The 16,343-nt window shown below is 38.8% G+C and carries 16 protein-coding genes, 2 pseudogenes and 1 CRISPR repeat array (1 of these 19 cut by a window edge); of the genes and pseudogenes, 14 read left to right on the top strand and 4 right to left on the bottom strand.

What is annotated here, in order from left to right; translation table 11 throughout:
* A CRISPR array of direct repeats spans positions 1 to 390; the repeat unit is 30 nt; unit sequence GTTTGTAACGTACCTATAAGGAATTGAAAC (it extends 238 nt beyond the left edge of the window).
* Between the two features lie 238 nt (positions 391 to 628).
* The 6 genes from KIK04_RS15665 to KIK04_RS15690 all read left to right on the top strand — a co-directional run bounded on the left by KIK04_RS15665 (position 629) and on the right by KIK04_RS15690 (position 5,183).
* Entirely contained in the window at positions 629 to 1,909 is a 1,281-nt protein-coding gene (locus KIK04_RS15665) for a helix-turn-helix domain-containing protein (RefSeq protein ID WP_232274564.1), read from the top strand.
* A 222-nt stretch (positions 1,910 to 2,131) separates the two neighbouring features.
* Complete coding sequence (locus KIK04_RS15670; protein WP_232274565.1) at positions 2,132 to 2,353, top strand: helix-turn-helix transcriptional regulator; 222 nt, start codon at positions 2,132 to 2,134, stop codon at positions 2,351 to 2,353.
* A gap of 142 nt (positions 2,354 to 2,495) precedes the next feature.
* Positions 2,496 to 3,767, top strand: coding sequence for a helix-turn-helix domain-containing protein (locus KIK04_RS15675; protein ID WP_232274566.1), 1,272 nt, complete (start codon positions 2,496 to 2,498; stop codon positions 3,765 to 3,767).
* A gap of 339 nt (positions 3,768 to 4,106) precedes the next feature.
* Positions 4,107 to 4,301, top strand: coding sequence for an aspartyl-phosphate phosphatase Spo0E family protein (locus tag KIK04_RS15680; RefSeq protein WP_232274567.1), 195 nt, complete (start codon positions 4,107 to 4,109; stop codon positions 4,299 to 4,301).
* Positions 4,298 to 4,549 (top strand): helix-turn-helix transcriptional regulator, encoded by a 252-nt coding sequence (locus KIK04_RS15685; RefSeq protein WP_232274568.1) that lies wholly within the window; start codon positions 4,298 to 4,300, stop codon positions 4,547 to 4,549. The genes KIK04_RS15680 and KIK04_RS15685 overlap by 4 nt, the downstream gene beginning before the upstream one ends.
* 109 nt (positions 4,550 to 4,658) lie before the next feature.
* On the top strand, positions 4,659 to 5,183 hold the full coding sequence (locus KIK04_RS15690) for an SMI1/KNR4 family protein (protein ID WP_232274569.1): 525 nt from the start codon (positions 4,659 to 4,661) through the stop codon (positions 5,181 to 5,183).
* A 541-nt stretch (positions 5,184 to 5,724) separates the two neighbouring features.
* Here the strand turns inward: KIK04_RS15690 and KIK04_RS15695 are convergent.
* Entirely contained in the window at positions 5,725 to 6,669 is a 945-nt protein-coding gene (locus tag KIK04_RS15695; protein ID WP_232274570.1) for an alpha/beta fold hydrolase, read from the bottom strand.
* Between the two features lie 99 nt (positions 6,670 to 6,768).
* On the opposite strand from KIK04_RS15695, the gene KIK04_RS15700 reads away from it, so the two are divergent.
* Positions 6,769 to 7,680, top strand: a complete 912-nt coding sequence (locus tag KIK04_RS15700) for a helix-turn-helix transcriptional regulator (protein ID WP_232274571.1) — start codon at positions 6,769 to 6,771, stop codon at positions 7,678 to 7,680.
* Positions 7,681 to 7,848: 168 nt separating this feature from the next.
* On the opposite strand, the gene KIK04_RS15705 is transcribed toward KIK04_RS15700, so the two are convergent.
* Positions 7,849 to 8,193: a DUF6262 family protein gene (locus KIK04_RS15705; protein WP_232278760.1), complete on the bottom strand. Its 345-nt coding sequence runs from the start codon at positions 8,191 to 8,193 to the stop codon at positions 7,849 to 7,851.
* A 20-nt stretch (positions 8,194 to 8,213) separates the two neighbouring features.
* Positions 8,214 to 8,546 (bottom strand): annotated as a pseudogene (locus KIK04_RS15710) (site-specific integrase); the annotation flags it as partial.
* Between the two features lie 410 nt (positions 8,547 to 8,956).
* Here KIK04_RS15710 and KIK04_RS15715 point away from each other — a divergent pair.
* Positions 8,957 to 9,406: pseudogene (locus KIK04_RS15715) on the top strand (site-specific integrase); the annotation flags it as partial.
* 251 nt (positions 9,407 to 9,657) lie between these two features.
* Complete coding sequence (locus KIK04_RS15720; protein WP_232274572.1) at positions 9,658 to 10,425, top strand: nucleotidyltransferase domain-containing protein; 768 nt, start codon at positions 9,658 to 9,660, stop codon at positions 10,423 to 10,425.
* A 326-nt stretch (positions 10,426 to 10,751) separates the two neighbouring features.
* On the opposite strand, the gene KIK04_RS15725 is transcribed toward KIK04_RS15720, so the two are convergent.
* The gene (locus KIK04_RS15725) at positions 10,752 to 11,465 is read right to left on the bottom strand and encodes a hypothetical protein (protein WP_232274573.1); all 714 of its coding nucleotides are present in this window, start codon (positions 11,463 to 11,465) and stop codon (positions 10,752 to 10,754) included.
* A gap of 373 nt (positions 11,466 to 11,838) precedes the next feature.
* Between KIK04_RS15725 and KIK04_RS15730 the strand changes: the two genes are divergently transcribed.
* From KIK04_RS15730 to KIK04_RS15750, 5 genes are all read left to right on the top strand, one after another.
* Positions 11,839 to 13,134 carry a helix-turn-helix domain-containing protein gene (locus tag KIK04_RS15730; RefSeq protein ID WP_232274574.1) on the top strand — a complete coding sequence of 432 codons (1,296 nt, stop codon included), beginning with the start codon at positions 11,839 to 11,841 and terminating at the stop codon, positions 13,132 to 13,134.
* Between the two features lie 691 nt (positions 13,135 to 13,825).
* Positions 13,826 to 14,029 (top strand): aspartyl-phosphate phosphatase Spo0E family protein, encoded by a 204-nt coding sequence (locus tag KIK04_RS15735; RefSeq protein WP_232274575.1) that lies wholly within the window; start codon positions 13,826 to 13,828, stop codon positions 14,027 to 14,029.
* Positions 14,026 to 14,274, top strand: coding sequence for a helix-turn-helix transcriptional regulator (locus KIK04_RS15740; protein WP_232274576.1), 249 nt, complete (start codon positions 14,026 to 14,028; stop codon positions 14,272 to 14,274). The genes KIK04_RS15735 and KIK04_RS15740 overlap by 4 nt, the downstream gene beginning before the upstream one ends.
* Before the next feature lie 130 nt (positions 14,275 to 14,404).
* On the top strand, positions 14,405 to 14,917 hold the full coding sequence (locus KIK04_RS15745; RefSeq protein ID WP_232274577.1) for an SMI1/KNR4 family protein: 513 nt from the start codon (positions 14,405 to 14,407) through the stop codon (positions 14,915 to 14,917).
* A gap of 414 nt (positions 14,918 to 15,331) precedes the next feature.
* A complete protein-coding gene (locus tag KIK04_RS15750; protein ID WP_232274578.1) occupies positions 15,332 to 15,781 on the top strand; it encodes a GNAT family N-acetyltransferase in 450 nt (149 codons plus the stop codon).
* Positions 15,782 to 16,343 lie beyond the last annotated feature (562 nt).

Here is a 16,343-nt window from a genome sequence, read left to right on the forward strand (position 1 = left end):
CCCTATTGCCTTTTTGTCTAGCATTTACGGTTTGTAACGTACCTATGAGGAATTGAAACTTTTGAGGAACCTCCATGATTTGCAGGTAATCTACGTTTGTAACGTACCTATGAGGAATTGAAACTGCTCATTATAAAACTCTAAACTCGTCTTCCTGTCGTTTGTAACGTACCTATGAGGAATTGAAACCTAGCATAAACAGTCATACCTTCTTTTATTGCCTTTTCGTTTGTAACGTACCTATAAGGAATTGAAACTCTGTAGGAACACGCATCATTTTACCAGTGTAAAGTTTGTAACATACCTATAAGGAATTGAAACTTTCACATACATCTGCATAGTTTGGGTATAGCTTTCAAGTTTTGTAACGTACCTATAAGGAATTAAACCAACTAACAAAATCCCCTGATAGCGATAGTTGAGGTGTCTTTTTTGACCGTGTGTCATCCCGAAACAATTATTAAATTGCGAATTAGACACTATTCGTAACCCCCTTTTATTACTGCTCAATACTGAGCTAAAAATAAAAAAAGGTTATTTTTTATTTTTACATTTCCAATTTACCAAAAAGGAAACATGTGGTAACATGGGTTTGAAATATGACTACGTTTCAGGGAGGGTCATAACCATGTCCTCGGGATCGCTGCACTATACAACAATAGGCGACCTCCTTAGACAACACAGAGAAACAGCCAACTTATCATTAACCCAATTAGGGGATAAATCAGGTGTTCGCAAGGGACATATATCCAAGATTGAAAATAGTGAAATTATTAACCCTAAATTTGTTACTCTACGTCGCCTTGTAAACGCATTAAACATTCCATTCGCCGAAATCATTACCCTTTTTATTGATTTGGATCAGAAGGCGAACACTTTATATGAGATTTTACAGGAAACCATAAATACGGCGGATATTCCACTCGTAACTAAGGTTTCTTTTAAATATTTGGAATCCCCGCAGGAGGATAGCGACACGGCTCTTGGAAAATTATACGCACTCATCTCTTCATGCGCCGCCGACCCACCTCTAAAGAATGCTATGTACAATGTCATCATCAGTTATGCCCGCAGTCATGGGGTAATGCCTTACCTAGCTAAAGGACAATTACAATCCTACTTAATCGAACGAGATGACTTCACCAGGTTAACGACTACCTATCAAATTGGAAAAAATATTCTTAACTATTCCAACTTCCTGTCCCATGAAGAGAATATAATACTCCACTATAAACTAGGTATTCATGCTTATGTTCTACGGCGATATGAAGACTGCATCGAACTATGCCACCATGTTATCTTACACGACAAGACCAGCAGTCAATTTAAAGGCGAATCTTATTATGCACTATGTAACGCGTACTACTATTTAGGTGATTACACACTAGCTCAAGAAAACCTTGATAAATACAGTACATTCACTTTTCCTAAAGTTGAAGAGGATGTTAGATTTATGACAGGCTCAATTAACGGGAAGATTGGAAATGTGGACTTAGCAATTACACAGCTCGAAGATTGTTTGAAGCAGACCCCGATGGACAACCTAATCTATATTGTAACAACACTACTTGAACTATATCTTGAAAAGGAAAATTCACAAAAAATAATTAAAATTTTTTCCTATGAAAATAATATTCAGGATGCGACGACTCCTTTTAAAAAATTTATTTTAGCCCAGTTTTACAAGCTTAAAGGTGATTATTTTGTGAATATAAATGAATATAGCAATGCAGTTCACTATTATCTGGAAAGTGCAAGAAGGTTTGCTAAGGCATCTGATACTCCAATTGAACCTGAGTTTATGAAATTATTATTTAATTTATATGCCCAAAAAAATCATGTCATGGACAAAGTAACAATAGAAATGATTCAGGATTTTTTTGACCGTCACAATAAAAGTTCTTTTTAATATAAACAATTAATGATTATGTAAAATAGAGTCGAAATAGCAGTAGCACCCAAAAAGGGTGCTAATTTTTTTGGAATCATACGCATTTAGGATGGTTTTTTACTATCAAATTTATAAAGGGTTTATTCACAAGTGAAAATAAGTGTCTATAAGAGACCCAGTCTATACTTGTTGTAACAATGATCTGAAAATGTTAGATCTAAAATGTAAGGAGGTTCTATAATGAATCAGCCACGTAAATGGCTTATCCACTATCGGGGGGCTAGAACTCAAACCGAAGTCGCAGCATTAGCGTTGATAAAACGCAGCTCCTATTCCAATATCGAAACGGGAAAACGAATGCCAAGCGTGCATGTAGCCAAGCGTATTGGTCATGCTTTAGGATTCAAATGGTATAAATTTTATGAAATAAATGATGAACTAGACTGTGTTTACTCCATATAAATATAGTCGATAAATAGATTTCCCAGTTTCAATATGCATCGTTTTAATAATGTTTTTATATATGTTTTTCTGCATTAATTTGAATTTACTACAAATTAAGTGTGCGGTGAAATAAATTTTAATGTTAAGGAGGGTCATGAAAATGTCCCATGGATCGCAACACTATTTAACAATAGGCGACCTCCTTAGACAACGCAGAACAGAAGCAGGCTTATCAATCAGACAACTAGAAGAGCTGTCTAATGTCGCCAAAGGCCATATCTCTAAACTTGAAAACAACGAAGTGAAACGGCCGGAATTTTCATCGATCTATCCACTCGCGCGGGCGTTGAATATCCCCTTTAAGGAAACTGTTGAATATTATATTAAATTGGCACCGCGGGCGGTTGAGTTGTTTCGAATTTTAGAAATGGCAATTAAGGATTCAGACAATGGACTTTCTACAAAAATTGCTTATAAATACCTCCAAGCTCCACAAGAAGACAGCTACACATCCGTTACAAAGCTGTATAATATCACCGCGGCAGAAGTTGACCCAACAGTAAAACTTGGTTTATTTAAAGTGATTATTGAGTATTCTCGGGACCATGGGGTCATGCCTTATTTAGCGAAAAGTTTGTATCAAGAGTATTTAATTGAGCGAAATGACTTTAATAAATTACATTTAACTTATCAAAATGGAAAGTATGTTCTAAGATATGTTGATTTCTTACCTCCGGAAGAACGCTTGCTGTTGTATTACAAACTGGGAATACATGCGTACAATCTACGCTTGTTTCAGGATAGTATCTTATTTTGCAGCAAAGTTATCGAAGAGAACTATTCAGATGGTATTGTAAGGGCGTATTCGACGGGAATAATATGTACCGCATACTATCATCTTGAGGAATATGATTTATCGAAAAAATATTTACTAGAATACAGTGGATTTTCGTATGATTTCGTAAAAGATAACGTTACTCTGATGACAGCTGTGCTGGAAGCATGCTTGGGGGATAGGGAGATTGCAATAAAACAGCTCCGACAGTTTTTACCTACTTGCGGGGATAACGTTTTACTCCATACCGTCAATCAACTTGCAATCTTGTTATTAGATAATAATGATCTTGATGAGGTTGAAAATGTTCTAAACCTAGAACATAAAATTTTGACTCTATCTTGTAATACGCCGTTTAAGTGTGCACAATTGGCATTGTTTTATAAGCTAAAAGGGGATTACTTTATTGCTAGACGGAAAACGGATGAGGGCATAAATTATTACTTTGAAAGCGCTCATAGGTACTTTACGGTTAATGACTCTTATAATGAGAGTGAGTGTATTGGTCGTATTATTGGCATATATATTAATGAAGGAAAAGGAATGGACATCTCAACGCTTAAAAAGTTAGATGCTTTTTTTAGAAATCGGAGGTGAACTGAATGAAAAAACGTTTGATAATTCCACTTCTCATGATTTTTCTCTTTTCAAGCTCCGCAATGTATGGTGAACATGATTTTATTTCTCCGTTTGTCTTCGACAATGGTTGGAGCAAACAATAGAGCTAACAAGTAGGTTTGTTATGAAATAAACGATGAAAATCAATAAAAGCTAGATTAGACGCCTTTGGGCGTCTTTTTCTTTAAATTGTATTAATATGTAATGGTTAATTTTAAAGTTAAAATAAGGATCAATCGAAACCCGTGTTATACTTCACTATAATACCATTTATATACAGGGTGCCAGAAAAAACTGTACATAGGAGGTGAACGGGAAATGATGTACAGTCATGACGACATGTTGCTATTCCAATTGAATAGCCTAAAGAAACAGCTAGACAGGGCAGTAGATGAACACCACAGCTTAACCGATGAACGGGTCGTAAAGATTAGCCAAGAGTTGGATGAATGTGTACTACAGTATCAGAAGAATGTCTGGACTAAAATCAAATATAAGGGGGTGCTGCAATGATTGAGCCACGTAAATGGCTTATCCGCTTTCGAGGGGCTAGAACGCAAATCGAAGTCGCAAAAATGGCCTCCATTAATCGTACTTCGTACTCCAACATTGAAAGAGGTCGACGTAATCCAAGTGTTCTTGTAGCAAAGAGGATTGGACAAGCTTTAGGATTTAATTGGCATGAATTTTTTAAAGGAGGTGATGAGGTTGCTTGTGACGAAGTAGAGGCTGTGCTTACTAGCGATAAACACAGCCGATAAACAAATACCACAATTTCATTATGCAACATATTGCACTCTTACTTCTAATTTCACGTCCAGCGCTCACCACGAGCAACCATCGAGACTGCAACCCCAACAATACCCATGAATGAAGCGTGAAATGGGGCAGACCGTGAACAACCATTATAGAACAGTCGATATTGTACAAGGCTTGAAGAAACGGCTGAATCATTATTCATTAGTTGTTCCAAATGTGTGCGGCACCTGGCACGTCGCAAGATTTACCTTTCATCCACCAGCAACCACAGACCAACTTCGTGCTTTTTATGATGAATATAAGTATATCCTTCACAGTGACTACATCGAGTTTTTAAAGCTTCATAACGGAGCCACATTGTTCAGTATTGGAACAGACGCAGGCATTGAAATATTCAGCTTGGCGCAATTGGCCGAACAGCTAGAGCGAAATTCTCTTCATCACCTGACTATTGCCCGCAACCCAACAACAAAATTCTGCATTCGAGATACGGCAGAAGGGCTTTACTTGGCTGGACATAACGGTTGGGTGAACACCTATTTGCCAATTAGCTTTGCTCAATGGCTCGGGCATTTGATCGCAGCCAATGGTGCTGACTTTTGGAACTGGAAGATTGCACAACGAACTCAAGCCTAATAGGAAGTCCGTTTGTAATCAAAAGTAATGGCTTATATGTTTCTTATTGAAACTCCCGCAAAGAACAATTAGGAACATATTTTATACTTTTCTTGTTTTACTCTTCTCTTTTTTATATGAATTTTATGTAGCGTTATTGCTATACATCAGCAACGAACTATCCTGTACCTGAACTGTAATCCGTAGGAAGGGCGCTTTTTCAAAGTGTCCATCTTACGGGTCACAGTTCACGTTTTGTTATCAGTTGTCAAAAGAAAATAAAGTTCTAGACTGAAAATTATCAAGACCAAAATTAAAAAAAACTTTGATTAAATAAGGGGTTTCACATATTAGACATATCTAGTATGTGAAACCCCTTATTGTTAAACTATCGTTTCCCGTTAGTTTAATGACTAGTGATACGGTTCAGCTTAACGGGTCTATCGGCGAAAAACAACGAAGGAGCTGTCACTGCAGCTCCTTCGTTGTTTTTCAGAGGATTATCTCATTCCACCCTCCGGTCAAGCCGGAGGGCAGGCTCAACCTTGAAACGCTCTTGGGACTAGGTGGCATCCTGCTGTTCCAGCCATTTCAAAATCGCTTGGTTTGTTTCTTCCGGCTTTTCTTGCTGAATCCAATGACCGCTATCCAGATTGACCACTTCCACATTGGGCACGAACTTTGTCAGGTTTTCAGACCTCTGGACCAAATCCCGGTCGCCGTAGATCATGAGGGTCGGCTGTTGGATGATTGGGTTCACCTCCGCCAATAAGCGCCAGTTGCGGTCAAGGTTCCTGTACCAATTTATGCTGCCCGTGAACCCTGATGTTTCAAAGGCGGAGACGAAAACGGCCAGCTCGCTGTCGCTCATCAAAGGCTCACCCAGTGGTGTTTCTGCTCTGGCGAGATTGATCCACACCATACCTGGCTGAGGCTCTGTGGGAGGCTCGTTCTTCCGGTACAGGTTGCGAAGGAACCGGAACGTATTGTCTTCCAATACGGCGTCCGCGACGCCTGGCTGTCGATTGAAGTGGACGAAGTAGAAGTCGCCGCCAAGTATTTCTTCCATGAACTCGATCCAGGGTTTTTCTCCGCGCTCTTGGTAAGGCAAGCTCAGATTTATCACTTTGTTTACACGTTTTGGATGCAATAAGGTCAGTCCCCAAACGACCATTGCACCCCAATCATGACCGACAAAGGTGGCGTCTTCGTATCCGTAGTGATTGAGAAGTGCGATGAGATCACCCGACAAGTGTTCAATGTCATAGTCTGTTACTTCGGTCGGACGGGATGAGTTGCCGTAACCCCGCTGGTTTGGGACGATGACATGGTAGCCCGCTTCGGCAAGGGTGGCCACCTGATGTCGCCAAGAAAAGGCATGCTCTGGCCAGCCGTGACAGAGGACAATGGGTTTTCCAGCATTTTGTCGGCCTGCTTCAAAGACTTCGAGATCCACACCGTTGACTGAAATAAGGGTAGGCTTGGGAAAATCGGTTGGATTAAACATAAATCAAAACCTCCTTCTTGTGATACATGTAGTATAATGGACAAAAGGTGACATCTATATGGCACCGTTCTGAAATCATGCAGAAAAAAGAGGGTAATTATGGATAAAGCGGAGAGACTCATTTCGATTATCATGATATTGCTGAAAAAAGAGGTTGTTTCTACAAAGGAATTCTCACAACTATTCAATGTTTCCAAAAGAACGATCCTTCGCGATATGGAAACATTGAGCTTATCTAACATCCCGATCTACTCTGTCATTGGGGTCAAAGGCGGCTACGGCATAATGGATGAATACAAGGTTGATAAACGCCTTTTAAGCAGCTCCGATTTACAGAATATATTAACTGCACTCGGCGGATTGGAACAAATTCTACTTACTGAAGAAGTTGAAAGAACGATTAAAAAAATAGAGGCAATGGTTAGTCCATTGTCTCTGAATCGTACCATTCAACTGTCGTTTTATAATTGGGAAGGTCGGTCCGAGATTCTTGAAACCTTAAAGACATGTCAAGAATCCATTTTAAAGAAAAGGCTGGTTTCATTTGATTATACAGATAAAGATGGGGCTGTAACGAACAGAATGGTCGAGCCCTATGAGCTGCATTTTAGCGAATCGAGTTGGTACTTGAAAGGATTCTGTTTACATCGACAGGGATATCGAACATTCAAGTTATCTCGGATCGATCCTATTACTATGGATGAACGCGCGTTTCATCCTAGAGACGATTGGTCCGAGCAAAGACACGAAGCAAGTTATGTACCGCAATTCGTCACGATTAAGGCACGGATATCGCCCAGCATAAAAGATCAAATCATCGAAAGGTACGGTAGAAGAAGTATTGAAGACCATAGTTCTGGATTTTTATTAGCAACCCTTTATGTCCCTCAAAATCGTATGGGATTTCAATTATTAGCAAGCTTCGGCACTCATCTAAAAGTTGTAGAGCCCAAAACCTATGTTGAAGACTTTCGAAATTATTTATATCAAATGATGGAGAACTATTCCTGATAAAGGTCTCGTCTCGGCATATATGACCGATTCCACATGAGTTGGGTCTTTACGCGCTTCTTCATAGATTTACCATCGAAGCTTCAACCTTCAACTCAACTTTTCGCCGTCACTTATGGTAAGGCTCAGTGCGAATAATCTTAAATTATCCTTCCCGTTAATGATGTTTTAAAATTTATTATAAACCTGGGCGTAAGCCTTTTTCATCTGCTCACGTAATTCTTTGTTTTCGTTCTCTATTGTTTTAATTTTACGTTTTAATGTTTCGATGATCACATCCTTGCTGGATTCATTCATCTCGCGCTTTACTTGCTTTGGAGTGGGAGCTTTGGACTGCTGTTGGCGCAAGGAGTCGATCCGCTGCCGAATGTCTTCATGATTGTATAGGCTCGCCTTCGAGACACCAGACTCTTTGGACACGCTGTTGAAATTGATGCTCTCACCAGCTCGTATAAGGCGTTTAATCGCCTGATCTACATTCTCCGCAGTAGTTGCCTTCCGCTGGTTATGAATGTTCTTGAGATAGGCCGCGCGGTCGTAACTGTTAAGTTAATGGTTTTTTCTGTCTTTTTTGCCTTTATCGGGTTTAAGGGAGTTACTTTAATACTTCCAAAAGGGTTTCGTAACCAACCAACAAACTCTACCAAGTCTTCAAACCGAATATGCTGATAATCTTTATCTGTGTCCTCTAAGTAAACAAAATACTGCTTTAATGCATAACAATATGTTTTCTATGTATTTCTACTTTTCCCCGTTTGATCTAGGTATTTAAGGTATTTTAATACAGGGATTACAGGTAAGCCGTCCCCATCTACCAACATATATCGTTTGATGCTTTCTTCTAAGACAACTTCTTGTACTCTCATAGAATTTCACCATCCAAAACATAATTGATTACGCTCGGTTTAAACCTCGCTTCGCCTCCCGCTATGGGCTACGTCCTCCACAAATCAAAACAAATGTTCTATTAATTCTCACATTATATACATAGTAGATACTATTTTCAAAATCTAAATAACAAATCTATCATATATAAAAATAGAGGATGTATGCTCTCATATTGAACATATTATCCTCTAATCATTATAGTATAATTAATGAAAAATAAAGTGTTAGACTAGGTTAATTGTAGTAACGTAAATAGAGGGTGGTTAGTTCAATATACGAGCTAATCTCCTCTATTTTTTTGTTTAAAAGAATTATTAACTATGGCTTAAAAATTCAGTATAAATTATTTAATATATTGAGGATAAATGCTTTCGTTGGGAGTGGCGCTGTGAGAGTACAAGAAGTAATTCTTAATGATAATAAAAAGAGATATTTGCTGTTGGATGAGATAGGTGTTCCAGTTGTTCCCGTGATGAAGTATTTAAAATACCTGGATCAGACAGGTAAAAGCAACAACACACTGAAAACTTATTGCTATGCATTAAAACAGTATTTCACTTATCTTGAAGAGCGGAAGATAGATTATAAAGAAGTAGGAGTTAAGGATCTTGCTGACTTTGTAGGGTGGTTGCGTAATCCGTTTGAAAGCGGGAAAGTTACTCCTTTGCATCAGATTGAAGCGAAAAGAACAGAAAAATCAGTGAATCTTATAATCACAGTAGTAACAAACCTATATGATTACTTTTTCCGTATTCAAGAGATCCAAAACGATATGGTAGATAAACTGGCAAGACAGGTGTTTATAGGTGGTCATAGTAAATACAAGGGATTCCTACATCTTAAGTTTTCGTATGCGGAGGTCTATCAAAAGATCTGACACAATGCTCTTCCCTCTTGTGCTTGAGTTGAACTAGGTAGGATACTTGAGCAACAAGTGAAATACCGAAGAAACTGTCTTATTGCGGTTCTTTGCTCAACTAACTGGCAGGATAGTTGAATGGTTTCGCGAATAACTTAAGTCATGACGAATTTACGAAGTTCGCAAAAAGACGTTAGCCGAAAGAAGTTCTTAGTTTAGGAGGAGTCTATATGATATTAGAAAAAGTTATAAATAGAATTGTAATACAAAGTGAATATAAGGATTTTGTTGATAAGTATATAGATAATATACTTACCGAATTTAAAGGTAAGATTCATAGCATTTATATGTGTGGCTCGATTCCAAAAGGAACTGCTAAACCTTTTAAGTCAGATGCAGACTTTACTATTGTATGTGTAAATCCCAAAGATATTGATTACGAAAGATTGTCAAATATTAAAGACAGGCTTTTGGAAGAATATCCAGTAGTAACTAAGATTGATACGATAATTTGCTCGATTGACGATGTATTAAGTAGACCAAATGAGTGGGGGTTTTGGGTAAAGATAATTTGTGTTTGCATATATGGTCATGACGTTGGTGAAAAAGTACCACCGATAGTTATTTCTCCAGAGTTCATTTTAGACTTAAATACAGAGACCAAGGAGGAAGTAGATCGTATACATAGTTTACTTTCTAATGCTAGTGATAACACAATGAAAACTAGATATATTAAAGGTTACTCTAAGAGATTAATTCGTGCATTATACTCTTTGGTTTTAGAAGATGCAGGTGTATGGCAAGATGACATTATTAAGATGAAGAATGCCATATTAAACTATTGTGAGATTGACTCCGCTTTAGTTGATTATCTGTATGCTTGTTACTTGGATAGTAATGTACTTGTTGAAGAGTTTCTGGGAATTGCAGATGAAGTATATAGCTATTTTGAGAACGCCTTAAATGCAATGGCTGCTTCCAGAACTTCCTTCGGCTAACACCATATTGACGCTCCGGGTCACTCTGAGAAGCGAGTGACCACATCCAGCCCCTAAGCCCGTCGGGACGTCACTGCGTTAGGTGTTCGGCAAGCCTCACAACTATAAGCAGCGACTCTAATTAAAAGATAAGACTATTGAGCTAACGGGAGACGATAGTTAAATATAAAGGGGGGTTCCACATATTATTCATGACTAATATGCGGAACCCTTTATTTTATCTGACTTTTTTATATTTAGCTCTTGATAAACTAAGAAAACACTTTATTTTCTGCTGACATCAGTTGCCGTGAGTTTCGGCCCAATCTCGTCAACGTCCCGTATGATTATTTTTCCTTAAGCATACAATTCGTCACAAACATTATTCCAGTAATGACGAATGCAGCTAACAATGAGACTTCTGAATGAAATAAGAGTGGAATAAAATAAATGATTCCTATCGAAACTGGTAATATACACAATTCCAATAACCAATTTGGAATTCTTTTAAAAAAGAACTTTATAGTAACACGGAGAATTAAATGCACAATTTCACTGATCAGTATAATCAAGGTCGTTGCCCAAACGAAAGACAATGAGCTTTTGAAATTAATTCCACCCACTAATATGGATGCAAGATAGATAATCCCCATTTCCACGAATACGACTACAGCACAGGCAAAGCAGATAATCAGAAAAAGTGATAGGAAACTGATCATTTTGTCTGACCACTTTAATTCTAAATAATCAGCTTTTTTCGGACATAAAGATATACCAAGATAAGAACTACAAGAAAAAATAATATAACCACTCAAATCACCCACTTTCTTAAATATATGTATACTTACCTCAAAAATATAGAAACCTCTATTACTGTCTCTGCAATGGCGCAAACAGTGGCTTTTGCCCACCGATTCTACCGTGCTAGGAAATGAAATGCCTGCGATTGTGCATCTATTTTTATTCCATAGTGACCGTCCATGTAAAATGGCTGTAAATATGCATCCTTTTCCTCTACAAAGCAAACCATCTGGCTTATTATGAGTCAAATTCCTGCGCATTAGCAGGCTTTTCTAATCAAACATCAGCCCTCCTTTAATTAACTGCACGTTTACATGAATTTTCGCCACCCTTTTCCGCTATAGCTACAAAGCCCGTTTCAATTTTTTCGCAAAATCACATCTCTTCGAAACCTAGTTTAAACTCTCAGTTAGATTCAAATAGTAGAAACTTTAGTGTAGTTGATTCACTAGAGTTCATCCTTAACAAGATAAGGAGGTTCACGGCGAATGCCGCCGTCGTTATTCGTAATTTTATGAAATATCGAACAGTAGATGTCGTAAAATGCTTTTTTCTTCATTTCGTCAACACAAACTAACATAAAAGAACAGCAGAACCGTATGAACAAATCTTGTTTCAAGGAGGCTCATAAATATGTCCATGGGCTCGCTAAAGTATCCATCAATAGGCGACCTCCTTAGACAACGTAGAAATGAAGTGAACGTCACGTTAGGCCGGTTACAAGACATAACGAACATTAACAAAGGAACGATTTCCAAAATTGAAAATGGGGAGGTTAAGCAGCCTGAATTTTCGACCATTCATCCCATTGCACAAGCCTTAAATATTTCGTTCGAGGATACAGTCACATGTTATATACAAAATGAACATCGGGCAGACGTACTGTACACCTTATTGCAAGAAATTATCCGTAAGCAAGAGGAAGACCCGCTACTCGTATCCAAAGTGGCGACCAAATTTCTGGAAGCACCGCGACAAGACAGCTATGATGCCATAACGAAGCTGTATAACACCTCGATAGCGCTTAACAATTCTACCTTACAGCTTGTGATGTACGAAGTCATTATTTGCTACACACGTGGTCACGGCGTGATGCCTTATTTAGCGAAATCTTTATATCAAAAGTACGTCATCGAACGCAATGATTTTAGTCGGCTGTACACCACATACGAGACTGGAAAATACATTCTAAATTATGTGGATATGCTATCGCCAGAAGAGCGTATCAGTTTGTATTTTAAGCTTGGCATTCATGCTTACACGTTGCAAATGTACGAAGAAAGTATTGATTTTTGCAAAAATGCGATTTACTTGGACAATTCAGATAGTGAATTTACGATTAATGCGGTTGGAATTTTACAAGATGCTTATTTGTATTTAGGGGCTTACGATTTATCGGAAAAATATTTGAATCAATACCGGAAATATGCTCATTATCGTGTGACTGACAATGTAAGACTAGTGACCGCCATGTTAACAGCAAAAAGAGGCAATACGGAACTGGCCATCGCACAATTTCAAGAATGCCTCCAAAATTGCAAAGATGATTTTATTGTACATGTGGTCAACCAACTCTTGATCCTCTATTTAGAAAAGGATCAATTATCAGCGATAGGTGATCTATTACAGCTAGATGAAAAAATCACCGCGATTACCTATACAGCACCACTTAAACGTTCTGAGCTGGCTCATTTTTACAAACTTAAAGGAGATTACTACGCGAGAATAAAAATGAAAGAGCATGAGGATGTAGTAGGTAGCTATTTGGAAAGTGCGTTCAAGTACGCTCAAGTGAATGACATTCAAAAAGAACGTGAGTGCATGTACACCGTGTTTGATCTGTTTACACAGAACAATCAAGAGATTGATATGGAAACGGTTACAATGATTAAAAATTTTTATACTCGTTGCAAAACGAATTCAAATTGAGGGGGAAGCAAAGGTGAAAAATCGCTACATTAAGCTGGTGTTGGTGTTGAGTTTGTTCTTTGCATTGGCTCCAAGCGTGACAAATGATATTTCCACATTCAATGGTGATAATGGTTGGAGTATACAATAAAAGGCAGGGTTCAGTATTGCACTGAACCCTGTTGAGAGTGTCTATCTAGACACTTCAGGCTGCCGAGAAAGCGAAGTTAGTTCTTAACGGTTGCCATAGGGGCTATATCGCCAGATTTACCTCGTTTTAAATTTTAACGGTTGCAGGTGAGCTTATTTCTCCAGTTTCATTCAACATCCAGCTGTTTTCATCGTATTAAGCGCCATCATAACCGTTACATGTTGAATGGGTTCATATTCGCGAAATAACAACTGTGGCGACCGTTAGGAGAGGAGGCACAGTGAATCAGCTGGCCACCAGCGGTTAGGGCACAAGGGATCAGCTGACCACCAACCGCTAAGTGCGAAGCTGCTTGCCGTTATCTCAATGAAGAGAAACTTTTGACTGAACAAACAGAGGTTTCTTGACAAGCTGAGAGTGTCTATCTAGACACTCCTTTTTGTTGTGAATAGTAGTATTCGTTGCCACTAAAGAAAAAAAGAGGCATTTAAGGAAACATCCAATAGACTCGGGTTATTGATACAGCTAGTGAATATGTGATGTGAATGGGAGGTGATCAAGATGTGCTTGGTACAATACAGCAGTGAAGAGATGTTGTTGTTTAAAATGAACACGCTAAAAAAGCGGTTAAATCAAGCTGTGGACGAGTACGACAGCTTAACCGATGAGCGCGTCGTACAAATCAGCCAAGAATTGGATGTGTATGTGTTGCAGTTTCAAATGAATACGATGACGAAAACCAAGTACAAGGAGGTTCTACAATGAAAAATCCTCGGAATTGGCTGATACACCATCGTGGAGCTAAGACGCAAACGGAAGTCGCCAAAATGTCGTTCATTAACCGCAGCTCCTATTGCAACATTGAATCTGGTAGGCGTGATCCGAGCGTGCAAGTAGCAAAGCGAATTGGACGAGCGCTGCACTTTGATTGGAAGCATTTTTTTGAGAAAAATGATGTTGCTTATGACGAATTGAAGGCCGTGTTTACTGGGAATAAACACAGCCGTTAAACGAATAATTCAACTTTATTATACAGCAATTTGCACAGCAACTAGGATTCTCATGTCGAACGGATGAAGATGGAGCTACATTTTTGAAACCCCTTTAATCATCACATGCAACAAGAAATGGGGACTAATCGTGGACAACCTGTATAGAACCGTCGATATTGTACAAGGTCTGAAAAAGCGGCTACAGCGCTATTCCTTAGTTGTTCCAAACGTTTATGGCATCTGGCATGTGGCTAGATTCTCATTCCATCCACCAGCATCGACAGCTCAACTTCGTGCTTTTTATGATCAATATCGATTCATCCTTCCAAGTGACTACATCGAATTTGTGAAGCTTCATAATGGCGCTAGGTTATTTAGTGTGGGTTCGGATCGTGGCCTTGAAATATTCGGGCTAGAACAGCTTGCTGAGCAGCTGCAAAAAAATTCACTTCACCATCTGACCATAGCCTGCAATGCATCCACGCAGATCTGTATTCGAGACACCATAGACGGGTTATACTTGGCGGATCATAACGGTTGGGTTAGCGACTATTTGCAAATGAATTTTGCTCAATGGCTTGGGCATGTAATCGCCGCTAATGGTTCTGACTTTTGGAATTGGAAGATTCCGCAACGAGTTCAGGACAGCAAGCTACATTAAACGGCACCCTGTTAACAAAAGGGGCGGAAGCCGTGAGGTTCTTTCATCTCAAGTAGCTCATCCTATCAGATTCTTCAATCAGATAAACTAGCCAGTGTACAGTGTCCTTATGGGATGTTTCTATCTGCTAGGATAAGCTCTTATAAAAATTGTCGTCGATCTGCATTGCAGCTTAAATCCCGAGGGATCGACGACAATTTTTTGTTGTGTGTAGGTACAGGGATAGGTATAGGGATACGTATCTGCTGGAATGCAATGTTGTCCTAAACATTTACAAATAACGGCTTCTGTATCCGTTTGATATATATTACAATTAGGTTTGTAACGCACCTTTAAAGAATAGATATAAGACGGATAATTAAAGCGCTAGATTAGCTTCATTACTGTTGTTATTGACGAAGGGGAGCGATTAGGATGGTTATAAGAACCGCATTACGAAGTGATCTCGAAGGAATTGTGCGCTTATTGGTTGATGATGAGCTTGGAATAAGTCGAGAACGATTTGAAATTCCATTACCTCAAGCGTACATAGATGCTTTCTCAGCAATCGAACAGCAGGCAGGAAATTCAATCATTGTTGCCGTAGAAGGCAACGAGGTCATTGGCTGTCTTCAACTTACATTCGTACCAGGACTTGCTCGATTAGGTATGACACGGGCTCAAATTGAGGGTGTCCGTGTGGATAAGCAGTATCGCAGGAAAGGTATTGGAGAGGCTCTTTTTCGCTACGCGATCGAATCTGCCAAGGCATATGGCTGTGGGTTAGTTCAATTAACAACAGATAAGCAACGAACCGATGCTCATCGTTTCTATGAACGTCTAGGATTTGTGTCTACTCACGAAGGTATGAAGTTATCTTTATAAGGTTTTGAGGAATCAAAACAACAAATACAAACTTCTATTCTACTTTTTTTGACATGAACACATCCTCCGATCGACACAAAATGTCGTACATTCGCAGTAGACGCGTTTTTTACAACATGCTAGATTCCTCTGCCCACTTGCGTTGTGTGCATCATGCCACAACGTAGCTCCACCTCCCCGTGTAGCTAGGATTTGCCCAATATTTCAGCATCGTTTCCCCACATTTTTAAAGTTCCTAACCATGCGAAACCAACCCCTTTTTAAGGAAAAACTGTTCCGTTTTATTAAGATATCTCAACAATTACCCCTGTCCTGTTCACAAAAAAAGGCGAATACTATTAATGATGATCCCGAAAAGTGTCGAAAAATGAAATAATTTACATATGTTCATTTATGCATTACTATTAAGAAAAGATAGAGTAGACACCGATCACACCCTCTACAAAATGAGAAATATCTTTACAATACACTTACTTCCACATCGACATAACGTACCGTGACAGTGAGCTAAACCGAGCAGCTTATACAACCATACAATCGAACAAGCCTAGGGTTCAACATT

Source organism: Paenibacillus sp. 481 (assembly GCF_021223605.1).
GTDB lineage: Bacteria > Bacillota > Bacilli > Paenibacillales > Paenibacillaceae > Paenibacillus_B.

Excerpts from the sequence above, each read along its gene's own strand:
- KIK04_RS15700 (WP_232274571.1), top strand. The coding sequence starts at position 6,769 with ATGGATAAAGCGGAGAGACTCATTTCGATTATCATGATATTGCTGAAA.
- KIK04_RS15735 (WP_232274575.1), top strand. The coding sequence starts at position 13,826 with ATGTGCTTGGTACAATACAGCAGTGAAGAGATGTTGTTGTTTAAAATG.
- KIK04_RS15680 (WP_232274567.1), top strand. The coding sequence starts at position 4,107 with ATGATGTACAGTCATGACGACATGTTGCTATTCCAATTGAATAGCCTA.
- KIK04_RS15685 (WP_232274568.1), top strand. The coding sequence starts at position 4,298 with ATGATTGAGCCACGTAAATGGCTTATCCGCTTTCGAGGGGCTAGAACG.
- KIK04_RS15665 (WP_232274564.1), top strand. The coding sequence starts at position 629 with ATGTCCTCGGGATCGCTGCACTATACAACAATAGGCGACCTCCTTAGA.
- KIK04_RS15730 (WP_232274574.1), top strand. The coding sequence starts at position 11,839 with ATGTCCATGGGCTCGCTAAAGTATCCATCAATAGGCGACCTCCTTAGA.
- KIK04_RS15675 (WP_232274566.1), top strand. The coding sequence starts at position 2,496 with ATGTCCCATGGATCGCAACACTATTTAACAATAGGCGACCTCCTTAGA.
- KIK04_RS15695 (WP_232274570.1), bottom strand. The coding sequence starts at position 6,669 with ATGTTTAATCCAACCGATTTTCCCAAGCCTACCCTTATTTCAGTCAAC.
- KIK04_RS15750 (WP_232274578.1), top strand. The coding sequence starts at position 15,332 with ATGGTTATAAGAACCGCATTACGAAGTGATCTCGAAGGAATTGTGCGC.
- KIK04_RS15720 (WP_232274572.1), top strand. The coding sequence starts at position 9,658 with ATGATATTAGAAAAAGTTATAAATAGAATTGTAATACAAAGTGAATAT.
- KIK04_RS15690 (WP_232274569.1), top strand. The coding sequence starts at position 4,659 with ATGAAGCGTGAAATGGGGCAGACCGTGAACAACCATTATAGAACAGTC.
- KIK04_RS15725 (WP_232274573.1), bottom strand. The coding sequence starts at position 11,465 with ATGCGCAGGAATTTGACTCATAATAAGCCAGATGGTTTGCTTTGTAGA.
- KIK04_RS15740 (WP_232274576.1), top strand. The coding sequence starts at position 14,026 with ATGAAAAATCCTCGGAATTGGCTGATACACCATCGTGGAGCTAAGACG.
- KIK04_RS15670 (WP_232274565.1), top strand. The coding sequence starts at position 2,132 with ATGAATCAGCCACGTAAATGGCTTATCCACTATCGGGGGGCTAGAACT.